A 15,839-nucleotide genomic window follows, 5' to 3' on the forward strand; every position below is an offset into this window, starting at 1 on the left:
CATCTTATGACTCAGCTGTCTTGCGACAGATAAAGCGACCAGCAGCAAAGACAGCGATTGAGGATCATGAGATGGCCAACATACTCACCCATGTTGCTCGACATGCTAAAGCGGAACTCCTCGCTGCAGGCATTGAAGTGGGGCACGCGAAACTCCAGGAAGTCCTGGCTGCGCTCCTTGGCTACCACACCTATCGTGCACTTAAGCATGAAGAGGGTGACCAAGAGCTTGAGTATCATCTGTCCGATGCGGAGTTCATCGTTCTCGACCAGGAGCTTGGCGAATTCCGTGCTGCTGAGCTGTTCGAGCTTCCTGGCGAGGTGTTGCTCAAGTGCATAGCGACGCTGGAGGAATGCCTGCCAGCTCAGGTTCTCCCAAGCGTGGACGCGTACCTTGAGCGTCATGGAATGAACGCAGTAATCGCAGCGTTGACAAACAACCCGCAAAAGGGATTTCACCTTGGGCCAGATTGGAGCTCAAGGTACGAGCTGAGCCCTGACCAACGTTTTTCATTTCATGAGCCAATCTGGGAAGCGCGTCGTTCATGGCAGGTGCATGCCGAAGTCTCATTGCAGAGCAATGCACCTGATGCTGAGCTTCAGGAAATCAATGTACTGCTCACTCATGCGAAAGCGGGCCGCTCTGGATTGGTCTTGAAGGGAGTCAACCCGGTCGAGGACATCACTGCGGTTCTTGACAGCATGCAAGTGGATCAGCTGGTTCGAAGAGATGACGGTTCAGTTGGGCGCCCTTGGGTAGCTATTGTTGTTCATAGCACCTCTGGTGCCGTCCTTGGAAGCGCCGTTTCATTTGCTGACACTCCAGAAGCTGTAGAGGTCGACGCTTTAACCGATGCGCTCGATTCTGCTGTGCATGGTGATAATGATGGAGGAAATGGAACCAACGGTTACCACATCTTCCAGCTTGATGTGGATCGCGACTTTACGTCTGCACGGCTAGCAAATGGCCCTAGAAGGGGGATTGAGATCATTCACCGCTCCAATCGCCCTAATCAAATGGGCGGAAGAATGGAAGCTATTTTTCACAAGATCTCGAAGTCAATGCTCACAAAGCAGACAAGCCTACGCGCCCTGGAACCTATTGCAGATATGGAAATAGTGTCGACTGAAGAGATCGAGCAGCTCTTCAAAAAGAGCTGAAGGCTCACAACCTTGGTAAAGAGGAGGGCACACGCCTTCCTTTTTTTGCCTGTTAAATATGAAAGGCGCAGAGCTCGTCTGGCGTCACTCAGGACAACCACCCAATGGGCTAAACCCCGGAACTTGGTGTTGTTATTGGCGACTTACGCAAAGTCGACAAAGAAAGGCTCTGGTATTTCTCTACTGCTCACCAGATCCCATAGCTAGCTCTACATCTAAGACGCGGATGAATGAACGGCTCAAGGACGCGACATCCTCGAGCCATCTGTCACATCGGCATTTTCAGGGAACTGACTGAGCCTGATTGGATGCCATTGGTTGAGGTCAAATCGTAGGGATGCAAGCCTAGCGAAGATCGAGGGGCGAGGCGATCGCTGGGCCTGGCTGCGGCATCCGGCCTAACGGGCAACCTTTCTCATAAATTGACCCGCCTGGAGAGCCCTGAGAGAAACGGCGGAGGTAACCACTGTCAATTTATGCTAAATATTGAGGTAGCCCCTGACGCGCATGCCAGGCGACTTGAATCTGATTCATGTAGGCGTTGGAACCTTTGCGTTTTTAGCAAGATACGTTTTTTGGCCTGACAGACGGTCAAGCGCACTCAGCTAAAATTGGATCTTAACGGTATGTGGAGCCTCGCTCATGAACGCCCCTCATCGCTCAGAAGCCATCCGACTTGCTCAAGAACGCATCAGCGAGCTTGAGAAGGAAATAAGCTGCCTGCGGCAAGCAGAGCAGTCTGATCGCGAGTTGGAGTTTACTGGCAAGCTCTTCAGACTGATGAAAAAATTCAAGCTCGAGCCAGGGGAGGTGATTGATCTACTTGTGACCCGAGGAGATCTTGATAGACGACTGTTCGGATGCGAAACCACCTACAAGCTAAAGCACATCCTAGGCCTCAGACAGCTAGAAGCCGAACGCAAGGGGCGAAGGCCATGAAACACGTGCAAGGCATGAGCAAGAACGGTGTCACTGACGCTTCGCCAGTGAAGCCGAACGAGTCCAAATCCTTGATTTTGGCCCAACTCCTTAAGCTTGAGAGAAGGATAGAGTCCGAATATGACTCAGCTTCTGCGGTGCTCGAGACTCCAGGAGTAGTAGAAACATTAAGGTTCCTGGCTGAGCTGGATACTTTGGCAACCCGTCATGACTTCTCGCCTCGAGAAATAATCATGATGTTAGAGCCGAACTATTTTGAGACAGCAGACGAGCAGCAGTTGGAACAAGGGGCGGCCAACTCAACTAAATGAATATTTAGTTGAGTTATATAGATCACTGAGCTCAAAAAGGGGAGTTTGGCCACCTCAAACTCACCTTCTATATGCGTAAATCCTAGAACCTAATGTCTAGAGCTGGCGATATCTAAATACATCATTCACCCACAAAGTCTGGGCAGTTTCAAGCAATCAAACTGTCGCTCTGACAGCTACGCCTTGCAAGTATTGGACTTGGAGCGCCGCCCACCTTGAGAGGCCATTGATTTGATTATCGTTTCTCGGAGATTGGTGAGCACTTTCCGCCAAAACGCGAGAGTCTGCAAAACTGCGCCAGCGGCCGCTGGCAATACCGCGCGCAGCAGCACCTTTAGTTCCAGCTGTTGCTGTGATCTGTCGGCAAGTAGTTAAAGCTGCTACGCAAGGTATGGAATTATTACATTGATGTGGGAACCTCTGTCTTACTTCCATGCAGCTGGCTGGGCCTCTGGTCTGATTTTCCCCCTTGAAACCCATGATCGTGGTTTCATTTAAGAGTAGATAATCAAGGGCTGATGCTGCGGGCGCCGCAACCTGGTTACGCTTGACGGTCGCCCTTGAGCCTTCGTCAACAGTTGATGCGATACCGACGCTCAGGTTTAGAACGTTCAAAAGAAAGGAAGTCAGCGCAGGAAGCGATTTCGATGACTTCGCGTCAGTGGACGAAGTCATCAGCTTCGACTAGGGACTGATATGGCGGTTTCACTAGCAAAATGGTGTGCTCAAGGCAGCTAAAAGGCACTTGAGTCGAATTACTTCCAGATCTAGGGTCAGAGTTTCTTCGACATACTCATTTGAAATGGCTTGGGCGACGTCAGCGGATTTGAAATGTACTTCAGGTGTGGCCCGTGTGGAATATACGAATCTGCGCATAATGCATATTATGTTAAATGATTTATTAGTTGGATACGCCCGCTCTGCAACCTTTCACGATTCGCCGACCTCTCCGTTCACGAATCACCGACCGTCATCAAATCAATCGGTTAGCGCCAGGATCTGCAAGGAGTCTCAGCAAGGTGTTCACCAATGACCGACTTACTGGTGCAGCATTCAGCAGATTTGACGACTCTTACAATCTGACTAGCCTTACAACGTCAATGTGATTCTCCGCTTCTTGATTTTATCTAAGGGTGGCGGCTATGGAACACCCATTCATCCTGTTTCCGATTTTTCCTCCCTACAAGCATTGGTTTCCTAACAGCGCACAGGCCTTTCCTGCAAACCGGAATGTGAATGCTCGTATGGAAGCCATCGATCCGTGTGCGCAACCGTTTATGAGCGCCTGGTACTGCAATGAATACCTTACCTGGCGTGGATTTGTTCATATGGACGAACAAATTTACTCGGTTATGACACGATCGCTGGAAGTAATGCTGCTCTGGAGCTTCTCTCAAAGGATTTCACTGTTGGACTGGGATGAGCGCCATGTGGACTCATACTCGATTTTTTGCGCTCAACCACCCGAGTCCTGGACGAGCTCTGCACCACATCACAAATATGCTGAGGCACCTCATACTCCGTTTTACGATTGGCCAATTAATCAAGAGTGGCGCCCATTTAAGCGTTCAGCGTGTGCTACGGGAGACGCTGGAAAAATCGTAGCCACGTCTCATCATCGCAAAATCAACTGCGCAAGGGAGTTCTTCGATTTTTATCATTCAATGACAATGAGTGCTCGGCCGAATCCCGTCAGTAGAAGAATGCATACACCTCCAAAATTGCCTAAAAATCATGGACTACCGACTTTCACAAACCACCAGATGGACTGGCTATTAAAATTTGCACTTGAGGATGGCCTACAGTCCGATAAGGCTCTGGAGATTGGGGTGCTGATGAGCTTCGCTCGGTGGACTGATTACCCGCGTGCCACTGTCATCGGTACAAACCAAAGTTCTAGCTCTCTTGCCCAGTTCACTCGAAGCAATAGCGGCGTGTAAATTTGACTTCGGTTCGGTCTACGGTGAGGTCGCCAAAGGGCTCATCCACGTTCATCACATCATTCCGCTGAGTTCGATCGGTTCCGAATATGAGCTCAACCCCATAACCGACCTCATCCCCCTGTGCCCGAATTGCCATGCGGTGGTTCATCGTGGTGCCGAGGTCATGAGCATAGAAAAACTCAAGGAATGCCTAGCTACAGCGAGAGCAACATCGCTTGAGACAGATGACCAGCGATTGACATAAGAGGTAAGAACCTATCTACAGGGTACTTGCGGTGGCTTTGGTGATGATTCGTGGTTTCTAAGATAGGAGCACATGTCGGGCCGGCGCACGTCTAACCCACTGCCAAAGGAGCTATGGGAGTCCTATGAAGATTCAGGGCATCATTTTCGACTGTGACGGCACCTTGGTAGACAGCGAACGCCTAGCAGCGCAGCTGTTGAGTCAGTTGTTGGGAGAGCGGGATGTTTAGATGTCACCTGTCGAGGTACTCATCCGGTTTCGGGGTGTCCAATTCCAGTGCTTCGTAGATGGTCTGCGTGACCTCTACCCTATGCTTTCTTCCGAGGCTCTCACGGCTGGATTTCGCACGCGGAGCATCCCTCTCTTTGAAGGGGGCTTGGATCCAATGCCGGGCGCAATCGAGTTTGTAGAGGCGCTCAATATTCCTGCATGTGTGGCTTCCAATGGGCCTCGCATCAAGATCGAAACCTGTCTCAAAGCTGTTGGCCTTTATCCTGCCTTCGAGAAGGCCATCATCAGCGCATATGAGGTGCAAGCCTGGAAGCCCGACCCTAAAATTGTGCTTCATGCGGCGGAGCGTTTGGGATTAGCACCCGACAACTGCCTGGTGGTAGAAGACAGCTTGTCTGGTGTTGAGGCAGGGCTGCTCGCGGGCTGCCATGTGGCGGGCTATGGCGATACTGACTTTTCCAGGTTTGTCGGTGATGCGAATTTCTACCTTTGTCCCGACTACCGTGCGCTGACTCAGTTGTTAGGCCGAGTGATTGCCTAGAAAGCAGCTGGAACGTCACAGTCAGGCGGATACGACCCGCCGTGCATCCCTTCGCACGGCCTGAGGCGGCACACCAAATCCGCGGATAAACACCTCTCGCAGGTGTCGGCGATCCCTGAAGCCTGTCTCCCGAGCTACCACATCTAGGCTGTGCCGACTCTGCTCAATCATCAATCGGGCAGCCTCAAGGCGCAGGCTTTCCACGGCCTTGGCCGGTGATTGCCCCGTCTCGGCGGTGAATACGCGGGTGAACTGCCTGGGGCTCAAATGAACGACCTCAGCAAGCTCCTCCACGCTGAGTGCACGAGTAAGGTGCTTGCGGGCGTAATCCAGAGCCATCTGGATACGATCAGACTTCGGCGAAAGCGACAGCAACTCGGAGTGCTGTGATTGTCCACCGGAGCGGCGCTGATGCATGACCAGCTTACGCGCCACTGACCGCGCCATCTCGGTGCCCAAATCCTTCTCCACCATGGCCAGCGCCATGTCCAGGGCGGCAGTCATACCTGCAGACGTCCATATCGGCCCATCCACGATGAAAATCCGGTCTTCCTCGACTTCGATTTTGGGGTGCAACTCGCGAAGCTTGTTCGCATAGGCCCAATGGGTCGTTGCCCTCCTGTTATCGAGAACACCTGCCTGGGCCAGCACGAAACAGCCCGTGCATAGGCCTGCCGTGCGCCGCGCACCGTCGACAAAGCTGCGCACGCTCGCCAGCACCTCTTCACTTGGCGGTGTCAGAGGCGTCAATGTCCCCGTAATCATCCAGGTGTCGGCCAAGCCTGGCGCACCCAGGGGAAGCGTATCCATGTACATCCCGAGAGACGAACGGACGGTGCCGCCCTCAATGGAAAAGTTCTGGATCTTGTAAGCCGTCTCGCCGGCAACAATGTTCGCGAACTCGAATACAGCCTGAGTCGCCAGTGACATGACCTGGAAACCTTCAGTGATGAGGTAGCCGACCCGGTGCATGGTTGAGCTCCATTATGCGATGTCCTGAAAACGTAGCATATGCGTCGTTTTAGACGAAAGCACGCTCCGCCATCATGACTCCACACCCAATCGCTGGAGCATGACCATGACGCAGGAATTCAAAGGCACCGCGCTCATCACAGGCGCTTCCACCGGGATCGGTTCGATCTATGCAGAGCAGCTTGCACGTCGCGGCTACGACCTGGTGCTGGTCGCACGGAACCGTGAGCGGCTTAACGCGTTAGCTGGTCGGCTCACTACCGAGACCCAACAGGCTGTGGAGGTGTTCGCAGCTGACTTGGCTAATGCCGAGGGCCTGCGCCAGGTGGAGCGCAAGCTGCAGGAAGACGCCAGCATCACAATGCTGGTCAACAACGCAGGTGTTGGTACTCATACCAGCTTGCTGGATAGTAATGTGGAGCGCATGGCTGAGATGATCAATCTCAACGTCACCGCCCTCACCCGCCTTACTTACGCTGCCATCCCAGGGTTCGTTGCTCGCCAGCATGGCGCCGTCATCAACATTTCGTCCGTCGTGAGCCTCGCGCCAGAGATGCTCAATGGCGTTTACGGCGCCAGCAAGGCGTATGTCACCGCCTTTACCCAATCCCTGCACAAAGAACTTGCGGACAAGGGCATCAAGATCCAGGCGGTACTGCCTGGCGCCACTGCAACCGACCTCTGGGAGATCGGCGGCCTACCCCTCAAGAACCTTGATCCCGGCATTGTGATGTCGGCCCAGGATCTGGTGACTGGCGCCTTGCAGGACTTCGACAAGGACGTACTGATCTCCCTGCCGTCGCTGCATGACCTGCAGGCTTTCGAGCGTTACGAAGCCAGCCGACAAGCTCTGTTCGGCCAGCTTTCCAAGAGCCAGCTCGCCCCGCGTTACAGCGCCAACTGACTATCCGCGAAGGAAACCAATCATGAAACTGACCGCCAACACCATTTTTATCACCGGTGGTACCTCAGGCATTGGCCGCGCCCTTGCCGAAGCCTTTCACCAGCGTGGCAACAAGGTGATCGTTGCAGGCCGCCGGCAGGCACTGCTGGACGAGATCGCTCATGCGAACCCTGGCATCGACACGGTAAGACTGGATATCAACGACTCCCAGCAAATTGCACAGGTGGCCCAGAAGGTTATCCAACGCCACCCTTCGCTGAATGTGATCATCAACAACGCCGGCATCATGCCGTTCGACAACCCCGCATCCGGTGATTACGACGATGCCCAGGCTGTAAGTCTGCTGGAAACTAACTTACTCGGCCCGGTGCGTGTCAGTGCCGCCTTTGTTGAGCATCTCAAGCGCCAGCCGGATGCATACATCATCAACAACAGCTCGGTACTGGCCTACCTGCCACTGGCAGCCACCGCACTGTATTCGGCTACCAAGGCAGCCATCCACTCCTACTCCCTTTCGCAGCGCTTCACCCTGCGTGACACGAGCGTCAAGGTCTTGGAGATCGCCCCGCCCTGGGTCGATACCGATCTGATCCACAAAAGCGGTGACGACCGTGCAATGTCGCTGGATGACTTCATGCAGGAAACGCTGGCCAAGCTTGAAACCGCTACCACCGAAGTTTTGGTAGACCGCGTCCTGCCGCTGCGTGCGAACCAAGGGGCTAACGAGCATGAACTGATCAACCTGTTCAATCAGTCCGTGGTCGAGAACCCGATCCCGGTTGCCTGACCTGACACCGGTACGAATATTTTTCAAGGAGTCGACTCATGACGCGTATCAATGCTCTCACTTTGGATCAGGCGCCTGCGGCCGCCCAAACGGCGTTGCAAGGGGTAGAAAAAGGCTTGGGCTTCATCCCGAATGCTTTCGCCACCCTCGCCCACTCGCCTGCAGCGTTGGGCGGATACCTCGCGTTGTCCCAAGCGCTGAACAAGAACAACCTCAGCCCCGCCGAGCGTGAAGTGGCGGCGCTGGCTGCATCTGAAGTGAATGGATGTGACTACTGCATCGCTGCGCACAGCTTTTTCGGGGCCAAAGCAGGACTGGATGGCGATGCGCTGCTGGCTGCACGGGCAGGCACGCTCGATGGCGTTGCTGCATTCGCCAGGGCAGTGACAATCAGTCGAGGGCAGGTCAGCGATGCTCAGTTGGTAGCGGCACGGGAAGCAGGGTTGGATGATGCGAAAATCGTGGATGTGATCGCCCAGGTTTCCCTGCTGACGCTGACCAACTACCTCAACAACGTGGCGATGACGGATATCGACTTCCCACCTGCCGGCAAGTGATGGACTGTGGGGCATCTGAGTCTGGTCTCCAGTACCTCACGCTACTTTCATTTCAAGCGAGAAAGTCTTACTGCATTTAGGCTGTTTTTCGAGTGAATCGAAGCGAATAGCCTACGCCCACTTTGAATCTCATAGAGGTAGCACCATGAAGGCTGTCGTTTACACCCAACCCGGATTACCTATTCAAGACGCGCAGTCGCTGTATGACTCAGAAATACCTGAGCCAAAACCCGGTGCCCGTGATCTGCTCGTCGAAGTCCGGGCCATTGCCGTCAACCCGGTCGATACGAAGATTCGCGCCAGCCGCGGCGGTGATCAGCCACAAGTCTTAGGGTGGGATGCTGTTGGAGTCGTCCGCGAAATTGGCTCGGATGTGACACTGTTCCAGCCTGGTGATGAGGTGTTCTACGCTGGCGCCATTGATCGTACTGGCAGCTACAGCGAGCTTCACGTTGTGGACGAGCGCATCGTCGGGCACAAGCCTCGCAGTTTGGATAATGCTAGTGCCGTAGCCCTGCCACTCACGTCCATCACTGCCTGGGAATTGCTGTTCGATCGTTTGGGCGTTGAAGAGAATGGTGGCGAGGGTCAAAGCCTTCTTGTAGTCGGTGCTGCAGGTGGTGTGGGTTCGATCCTAGTTCAGCTAGCCAGGAAGCTGACTCAGCTCACCGTCATCGGTACCGCTTCCAGGCCTGAGACTCAAGCGTGGGTCAAGGAGCTGGGAGCCCACCATGTCATCGACCACACAGTCTCGATCCCTCTTCAGCTGCAGGAACTGAAGCTGAATCCGGTCGATTATGTGATCAGTTTGACGCACACCGACAGTTACCTTGCTCAGCTCGTCGAAGTGCTTCGTCCCCAAGGGAAGCTCGCACTGATCGATGATCCAGCGCAGCTGGATGTCATGCCGCTCAAGCGCAAATCGCTGTCCCTGCACTGGGAGCTCATGTTCACACGCTCGCTGTACAAGACCGAGGACATGATCAAGCAACACCACCTGCTCGATAGGGTCTCGAAGCTGGTTGAAGACGGAATTCTCAGGACGACGATGGGGGAGCACTTCGGTACGATTTGCGCCGAAAACCTCAAGCGTGCTCATGCACTGATCGAAAGCGGAAAGGCACGGGGCAAGATTGTCCTGGAAGGCTTCTGATCGCAGCTCAAGGTAAGCTGGCGCTCGATCGTTACAGGGCATGAGCGCCAGCATGTCTTGGTTAAACGGGTAATCATGGGTAATTGGTAGGCTAAAGCCCCGCTGCAACCCGCCAACGAAGAAGCAACCTCTCTCATGAGATCCAAAGTGCTCCAGCTCGAGAAAAACCTTCACGGCCGCGACTTTGTTATCGGAGACAAGGTTTACAGCGACGGTGCTGCTACGTCGACTGATCAGGCTGAGTGCTTGAGCGAAAATCTCTAGGAGCTCGAGGAGCGTGCTGTAGCTCTCAAGACGACGGTGAACAGCAACAAGCTCATTGAAATTCAGGTTATGGCCGAGGAGCTTGAGTCTGTTGTGAGGCTGATCACTTCAATGTGGCAGGACGTTCGTGGGGGTGTCGAGCAGCAGCGGCTGAGCAATGCCTTGCTTGCCCTCAGCCTCTCGAGTGGTTTGTCCTGACTCGGTGCGGTAAGCCGGTAAGTCGGCTCGAGCTTGCACGGTAGACGGTTCTAGCTTTCCCGGGCGTGCCCGTTGGGTCGGCTCTTGTGAACCAAGCCGCCCGCTTCACATGCGTCTTGGCCCTGCGGGCTACGATCCTCACGCCTGCGCGCTCCGCTTGCCTGAGCGAGTGTACACACAAGCGATAGTCCGGGAAGCAAGTCGTGATGCGCTTTTGCTATCATCTGCATCATTTCCAACGACGGGCAGAAAATGGACAAGGTTGTAGCGGATTTCCTGCGGGAGAGAAAAGATGATCTACCGTCTCTTTACGATTGGACGTTTGATCACGTTCTGGCGAGCTCTGAGTTTGATATTCCTTTCTCAGGCGAAACCTCTTTCGATCGCACCCTTGAGCTGAAAACAGGCCTTCGAGAGCTAGTCAGCTCGACCAGTTGTGAGGCTGAGCATGGACGAGTTGCTACCTATTTCATCAAGGTATGGGGTGGGATTACGCGCTTCTCAAAAGTTAGCGAGACGCTGGAGCTCTTCTCATCTTACAAGGGCTCCACAGCAGTGCCGGCGGGTTTCAAGCCCTCCTTCAAGCTCATCAGCAGTTGGTCAAAATGGGCGTCAATTGTATGCCCAGATTGGGCATGTATCTATGATGCTCGCGTCGCGTACTCTCTGAATGCCATCAATTACCTCACAGGTGCCAAGCACCCTATTTTCCCGATGCCTGACGGTCGTAATACGCGGCTGAAGATGCTGGACATCGCCACTCTGCTGCTGGGTGAACGGCTGCTCCCAGGCGAGAGCAGTGATCCGAAAAACATGAGGAAAAAGCATTTTGTGTCGGAGCAAGATGCTTATCCTCAGTACCTGTCCATCGTACGCAAGGTGAGCAATGATCTGTGGGGAGATGAAAAGCATATTCATGAGGTAGAGATGCTGCTCTTCGCACTAGCTGATGGTGAGATCTACCAAGAAGTGTTCAATCGCCTCGCAAAGTCTTAGGGTGACTCCCCTTGCCTGCGTCTTTTTCTCTACTCTGCAAATTCTGCATCAAGCGCACAGCCATCCACAGGTCGTAAACGCATGAGCGCTCTGAATCATTTGATAAAGCAAATCTACGAGCAGGCCAAAAGTGGGAAATGGGACAGTGTCATTTCGGAATGGATGGAGGAACCCATGCTCGCCCGGCTTTGCAGCCGCTATCAGGCCCCATCGTCAGGATGGACATTCTTGCACCAAGCCGCTTACTTCGGACACGAACCTGCGTGCAGGGAGCTCATTCGCCTAGGTGGTTCGGCTGCCAAGCTCACCGCCAATGGCAAGTCCGCAGTTGAGGTCTCTCGAGAGCATGGATTCAACGAACTCGCCGCTTTGCTGAAGGGTTCAATCCTAGATGACCGCTCCTTGTGGTCAACTCCTTCCAACCTCGACCTGCTGCCCAGCAGCAATCTCTTCCAGGAAGCGAGCGAGCGCCGGGCAAATACTTTGATGCTTATCGGCTATGCGGGAGGAGTCGTCCAGATTCCCAGCGAAGCTAGGTACTACGCAGATTCATTCGAACGCCCGCTTATTGGATGGCATGGTACGTTCGATCCTCCCTGCGGCATGGACGGTGAATCCATGCTACGAGCGTAACGACTTTCCAGCCAAGCCTCGACTTTATCCCGATCATCCTCGGCGCTGCCGGCGCCAGCCGCGACGGCCTCGATAAAGCTTCGCAGCCGAGTCGCTTTCTCCCACTTCTCCATGTTCTCCACCAGCCGCAGCTGCAACCCCCGCTGGTGCTCCGCGGCCATGATTGCCTGGCGCCGGATCCTTTCCTCCTCCTCGCGCTGGCGGTGCCACTCCTCCATGTGCGCCCGGTAAGTTCTCATGCGGCCAATAAGCTTGGTAAGACCTGCGCAGAACAGGTGGAGCCTGTCCTCAAGCTGGCCGGTTTTTCCGTCCGTCCACGTCGTCTGTGAGCCTACATCCGGCTTTTCTTGGGCTATCAGGGTCAGTTCGCCGGTGGAGCTATACACGTAAACTTCGCGGGGCCCCAGCCAGAGCACCGGCTCCCGCGTTGGTCGACGCTTGGGTTTGGGCTCAGGGGGTGGAGGCGGCTTCACCACTTTAGTCACACGCTCTCGCAGCGTAACGTAGACAGTTTCCCCATCGAACATGACCGTGGTGCGATTGTGGTCATCCACCGTCCAGCTACATCCTTTCCTTTGGGTGTCTTTGATCAGGGTGTCCAGTAGTAATGCGGCGCGATCGACCATGTCGCGTGAAATTCGGGTGTACAGCACACGCACGCGACGCAGCTCCACCCGTCCTTCCACATCCTTGGCATCTTTCACCGCCTGCAGCCATCTACTAACCAGCGGGTGCGGATCAGTCAGCTTTGCCGGTATTGCTAGCTTCTCAGGCTTCGGGGCGCCAGGCGCTTTGGGCGGTGCCGGCGGAACAAGCGACTTGTCCAGTACTCGAAACGTGATCGATTCGGCGGAGTCCGGCGGGGGCGGCGTCTTAGGGCGCTTCTTTTCGGGCTTTGCCCAATGCCCACTTCGCGTAACCGTCCGAATTACACCGCCTTGCCTCTCAGACCCTGATTTCCTTTAACCACTCATTCGCTTGTTCCCAGTCAAAAGCCGTTGGGTCAAAGGTTTCCCCATACCATTCCATCATGGCTTCATGCTCCGGGTGGTCGGGGTCTGCCATCGCCTCAAGAAACTCGGCATAGCCCGGCTCGCCACCCACGTCCTCTGGAGGGCAGGCATTAGCGCCGTCGACGCAATACGGCACCTGCGGACAGGCAATGGCAGGCAGCACTTTTTCGACTTTGATCCGGTGATCCCAGCTGTCGCCAAAGTCATACACATAGCGAAACGTCTTCTTCCCGCACAAGGCTTTGATCAGGGTCTTGCGGGCTTCTGGCTTGACCGGCGGGCCCCATCCGTCGGGGTCAGGTATGCCATAGTTTTCACCGGCAATTTCAAACTCATGCAGATGCCCACCTTCCCAGCCCATTACGATCTGGATCACGGAGTGCAATCTGCTCAGGGTGATATTTTCCGGTACCGCCACGCGACGCCAAATCGTGGGTTCTATGTATTTCAACTCAATGCGCAGCAACAACAGATCTGCTTCAGGTTTTGGCAAACGAACAGGGTTGACCATAGATTAAGCCGCTTCGCAGTGTTCAATGGGGGTGAGAGAAACGTTCCAGGGCAGCAGTTCATCGACCCGATTAATCGGATGCTCGGCGATGCGCTCCAGCAGGTATGTCAAATAGGATTGTGGATTCAGACCATTGAGCTTGGCCGAACCCACCAGGCTGTAGATCGCCGCCGCTCGCTCTCCACCGGTATCGGAACCGGCAAACAGGTAATTTTTGCGACCCAACGCGACGGCGCGCAGCGCGCGTTCGGCGGCGTTGTTGTCGATTCCGATCCGGCCATCGTCGCAGTAGCGTGCCAATGCCTGCCAACGATTGAGGGCATAGAGGATCGCCCCGCCCAATGTCGATTTTTTCGACACTTGAGCCAGCGTCTGGTTGAGCCAAGCGTGTAATTGTTCGAGCAGCGGACTGGCCCGGCTTTGTCGAACGGCTTTTCGCTGATTCGGTGGGTGCCCACGGATCTCGCTTTCAATGGCATAGAGCACTGCAATCCGTTGCAATGCCAGGGCTGCCAGCGGCGAGGCCTGATCTTTGTAGACATCGTAGAATTTACGTCGGGCATGAGCCCAGCAGGCGGCTTCCTGGATCGTCCCCGAGTCATACAACTGGGCAAATCCGGCATAACCATCGGCTTGTAGAACACCGCTGAAGTGTTTGAGGTGAGCACGAGGATGCAGCCCCTTTCGGTCAGGCGAGTAAGCGAACCAGACCGCAGGCGGCGTCGAGTCGCCCGCCGGTCTGTCATCGCGCACGTATGTCCACAGGCGAGCCGTTTTGGTCTTGCCGTTGCCCGGCGCGAGTACGCCAATCGGCGTGTCATCGGCGTGGACTTTGTGACCGTTCATGACGTGACGCTCAAGAGCATTGATCAATGGTCGCAGCAGCTGACTGCTCTGGCCGACCCAGTCGGCCAAGGTCGAGCGCTCCAGATTCACGCCCTCGCGGGAGTAGATCTCGGACTGCCGATACAACGGCAAATGATCGACAAATTTGGAAACTAGTACATGGGCCAGCAGCCCCGGGCCGGCAAGGCCTCGGGCTATCGGGCGACTCGGCGCCGGCACTTGGGCGATGTGCTCGCAGCAGCGGCAAACCCACTTGGGGCGAACATGGCGGATCACTTTAAAGCGTGCCGGGACGTACTCCAGCACCTCAGACACATCCTCACCCAACTGACGCAGTTGCCCACCGCAACCCGAGCATTGCGACTCGGGCTGGTGGACGTAAATTTCGCGTGGCAGATGTTCAGGTAATGGCTTGCGCCGAGAGACGGTGCGAGGTGGCGATACGGTAGGTGGCGTCAGTTCAGTCTGACTGACCTCCAACTCCTCGAGGCTCAGTTGGAGTTGATCGATCATCGCTTCCAGTTGCTCGGAACTGCGACCGAACTGTGCGCGCCGCAGCTTGGCGATCATCATCTTCAAGCGCTCGATCTCTGCCCGCTGGGCAGAGACCAGGGCCTTCAAGGCTTGGAGATCGTTCGGCAGCGAGTCGGTCACGAGAGTCATGATCGGATGCTACCGGTTTTTTTCAGCGTGGTCAGTCAGACCGCATGGATAGGTGCTGTGCGTATGGGTCTTCGCCAATCAATGCCCTCCAACAGCATCGACAGCTGCGCGGTCGTCAGCGACACGCTGCCGCTGGTCGCTTGCGGCCAGACGAAGCGTCCTTGTTCCAACCGTTTGCAAAACAGGCACAAGCCGTCGCCATCCCACCACAGCAGCTTGATCCGGTCACCGCGCCGCCCACGGAAAGCAAAAATCTGGCCGGAGAAAGGATCGGTTTCCAGTTGCGTTTGCACCAAGGCCGCCAAGCCGTCGAAGCCACGGCGCATGTCGGTGACCCCAGCGGCGATCCAGATGCGGGTTCCAGCGGGAGGAGCAATCATCGCAGTAACTGCTGCAAGATGAGTTGCAGGGCTTGCGGGTCAGGCGTGCCGGTGATGCACAGCTTGGCTTTTCCCACTTCAACAACGATCTCGTGATGACAGGCTGATGGCGGTTGGGCGAACGGTAGATCTGTCGGCACATCAATCACCTGGACAGGCAACAGCGTTGCACTCTGGCTGACCGGGCCGAATAGCCCTTCCTGGTATTGCTGACGCCAGCGAAATACCAAGTTGGCATTGACGTCATGTTCGCGAGCGATCAACGACACGGAGGTGCCTGGCTTAAGCGTGGCTTCGACGACCTTGCGTTTGAACGCTAAAGGGAAGTTTGGACGACGACCGGGCCGACGGGCTGGGGCAACTGTATCCAAGATAGTGTCCACTAAAAAATGGTGTCCACTATCTTGGCCAATTTGGAGGGCTGTCAGGAGAGGGGGCTGGGCGTACGGTTACGATCCATTTCCTAGCGGCCTACGAATCTTTACCGCCATTCCCCATCACCACTTGAGGATTGACGGGAGAAGCGGCGCCGTCGTTTATGACATGTGCCTATAAGCTCAGGAAACTGTAAGCAAAGCACCAGAACAGATGAC

At 55.1% G+C, this 15,839-nt stretch carries 18 protein-coding genes; 12 read left to right on the plus strand and 6 right to left on the minus strand.

Annotated features, from left to right (window positions below; all coding sequences use genetic code 11):
- The first annotated feature begins 71 nt into the window (after positions 1-71).
- The 6 genes from C2H86_RS26395 (at position 72) to C2H86_RS28490 (ending at position 5,369) form a co-directional block, all read left to right on the plus strand.
- The gene (locus C2H86_RS26395) at positions 72-1,160 is read left to right on the plus strand and encodes a hypothetical protein (RefSeq protein WP_159410587.1); all 1,089 of its coding nucleotides are present in this window, start codon (positions 72-74) and stop codon (positions 1,158-1,160) included.
- Positions 1,161-1,802: 642 nt separating this feature from the next.
- Complete coding sequence (locus C2H86_RS26400) at positions 1,803-2,099, plus strand: hypothetical protein (RefSeq protein WP_159410588.1); 297 nt, start codon at positions 1,803-1,805, stop codon at positions 2,097-2,099.
- Positions 2,096-2,410 (plus strand): hypothetical protein, encoded by a 315-nt coding sequence (locus C2H86_RS26405; protein WP_159410589.1) that lies wholly within the window; start codon positions 2,096-2,098, stop codon positions 2,408-2,410. Before C2H86_RS26400 ends, C2H86_RS26405 begins: the two co-directional genes overlap by 4 nt.
- 1,142 nt (positions 2,411-3,552) lie before the next feature.
- Positions 3,553-4,350: a hypothetical protein gene (locus tag C2H86_RS26410; RefSeq protein WP_159410590.1), complete on the plus strand. Its 798-nt coding sequence runs from the start codon at positions 3,553-3,555 to the stop codon at positions 4,348-4,350.
- Positions 4,277-4,597: an HNH endonuclease gene (locus C2H86_RS26415; protein ID WP_240349651.1), complete on the plus strand. Its 321-nt coding sequence runs from the start codon at positions 4,277-4,279 to the stop codon at positions 4,595-4,597. Before C2H86_RS26410 ends, C2H86_RS26415 begins: the two co-directional genes overlap by 74 nt.
- 310 nt (positions 4,598-4,907) lie before the next feature.
- Positions 4,908-5,369, plus strand: coding sequence for an HAD family hydrolase (locus C2H86_RS28490; protein WP_346266759.1), 462 nt, complete (start codon positions 4,908-4,910; stop codon positions 5,367-5,369).
- 21 nt (positions 5,370-5,390) lie between these two features.
- Here C2H86_RS28490 and C2H86_RS26425 read toward each other — a convergent pair whose 3' ends face one another.
- Entirely contained in the window at positions 5,391-6,341 is a 951-nt protein-coding gene (locus C2H86_RS26425) for a GlxA family transcriptional regulator (RefSeq protein ID WP_159410591.1), read from the minus strand.
- Positions 6,342-6,447: 106 nt separating this feature from the next.
- Between C2H86_RS26425 and C2H86_RS26430 the strand changes: the two genes are divergently transcribed.
- From C2H86_RS26430 to C2H86_RS26455, 6 genes are all read left to right on the plus strand, one after another.
- A complete protein-coding gene (locus tag C2H86_RS26430) occupies positions 6,448-7,245 on the plus strand; it encodes an SDR family NAD(P)-dependent oxidoreductase (protein WP_159410592.1) in 798 nt (265 codons plus the stop codon).
- Between the two features lie 22 nt (positions 7,246-7,267).
- The gene (locus tag C2H86_RS26435) at positions 7,268-8,032 is read left to right on the plus strand and encodes an SDR family oxidoreductase (RefSeq protein ID WP_159410593.1); all 765 of its coding nucleotides are present in this window, start codon (positions 7,268-7,270) and stop codon (positions 8,030-8,032) included.
- Between the two features lie 38 nt (positions 8,033-8,070).
- Positions 8,071-8,589: a carboxymuconolactone decarboxylase family protein gene (locus C2H86_RS26440; RefSeq protein WP_159410594.1), complete on the plus strand. Its 519-nt coding sequence runs from the start codon at positions 8,071-8,073 to the stop codon at positions 8,587-8,589.
- A gap of 145 nt (positions 8,590-8,734) precedes the next feature.
- Entirely contained in the window at positions 8,735-9,742 is a 1,008-nt protein-coding gene (locus C2H86_RS26445; protein WP_159410595.1) for a zinc-binding alcohol dehydrogenase family protein, read from the plus strand.
- Between the two features lie 300 nt (positions 9,743-10,042).
- A complete protein-coding gene (locus C2H86_RS26450; protein ID WP_159410596.1) occupies positions 10,043-10,204 on the plus strand; it encodes a hypothetical protein in 162 nt (53 codons plus the stop codon).
- Positions 10,205-10,456: 252 nt separating this feature from the next.
- Complete coding sequence (locus tag C2H86_RS26455; RefSeq protein ID WP_159410597.1) at positions 10,457-11,200, plus strand: hypothetical protein; 744 nt, start codon at positions 10,457-10,459, stop codon at positions 11,198-11,200.
- A 539-nt stretch (positions 11,201-11,739) separates the two neighbouring features.
- Here the strand turns inward: C2H86_RS26455 and C2H86_RS26460 are convergent.
- From C2H86_RS26460 to tnpA, 5 genes are all read right to left on the minus strand, one after another.
- Complete coding sequence (locus C2H86_RS26460) at positions 11,740-12,537, minus strand: hypothetical protein (protein ID WP_159410598.1); 798 nt, start codon at positions 12,535-12,537, stop codon at positions 11,740-11,742.
- A 241-nt stretch (positions 12,538-12,778) separates the two neighbouring features.
- Positions 12,779-13,357: a plasmid pRiA4b ORF-3 family protein gene (locus tag C2H86_RS26465; RefSeq protein ID WP_159410599.1), complete on the minus strand. Its 579-nt coding sequence runs from the start codon at positions 13,355-13,357 to the stop codon at positions 12,779-12,781.
- Between the two features lie 3 nt (positions 13,358-13,360).
- The gene (gene tnpC / locus C2H86_RS26470; RefSeq protein ID WP_159410600.1) at positions 13,361-14,866 is read right to left on the minus strand and encodes an IS66 family transposase; all 1,506 of its coding nucleotides are present in this window, start codon (positions 14,864-14,866) and stop codon (positions 13,361-13,363) included.
- A gap of 35 nt (positions 14,867-14,901) precedes the next feature.
- Positions 14,902-15,246 carry an IS66 family insertion sequence element accessory protein TnpB gene (gene tnpB, locus C2H86_RS26475; protein WP_159410601.1) on the minus strand — a complete coding sequence of 115 codons (345 nt, stop codon included), beginning with the start codon at positions 15,244-15,246 and terminating at the stop codon, positions 14,902-14,904.
- Positions 15,243-15,617 carry an IS66-like element accessory protein TnpA gene (tnpA, locus tag C2H86_RS28845; RefSeq protein ID WP_159410602.1) on the minus strand — a complete coding sequence of 125 codons (375 nt, stop codon included), beginning with the start codon at positions 15,615-15,617 and terminating at the stop codon, positions 15,243-15,245. Before tnpA ends, tnpB begins: the two co-directional genes overlap by 4 nt.
- Between the last annotated feature and the right edge of the window lie 222 nt (positions 15,618-15,839).

This window comes from Pseudomonas putida (assembly GCF_009883635.2).
GTDB classification, from domain to species: domain Bacteria; phylum Pseudomonadota; class Gammaproteobacteria; order Pseudomonadales; family Pseudomonadaceae; genus Aquipseudomonas; species Aquipseudomonas putida_W.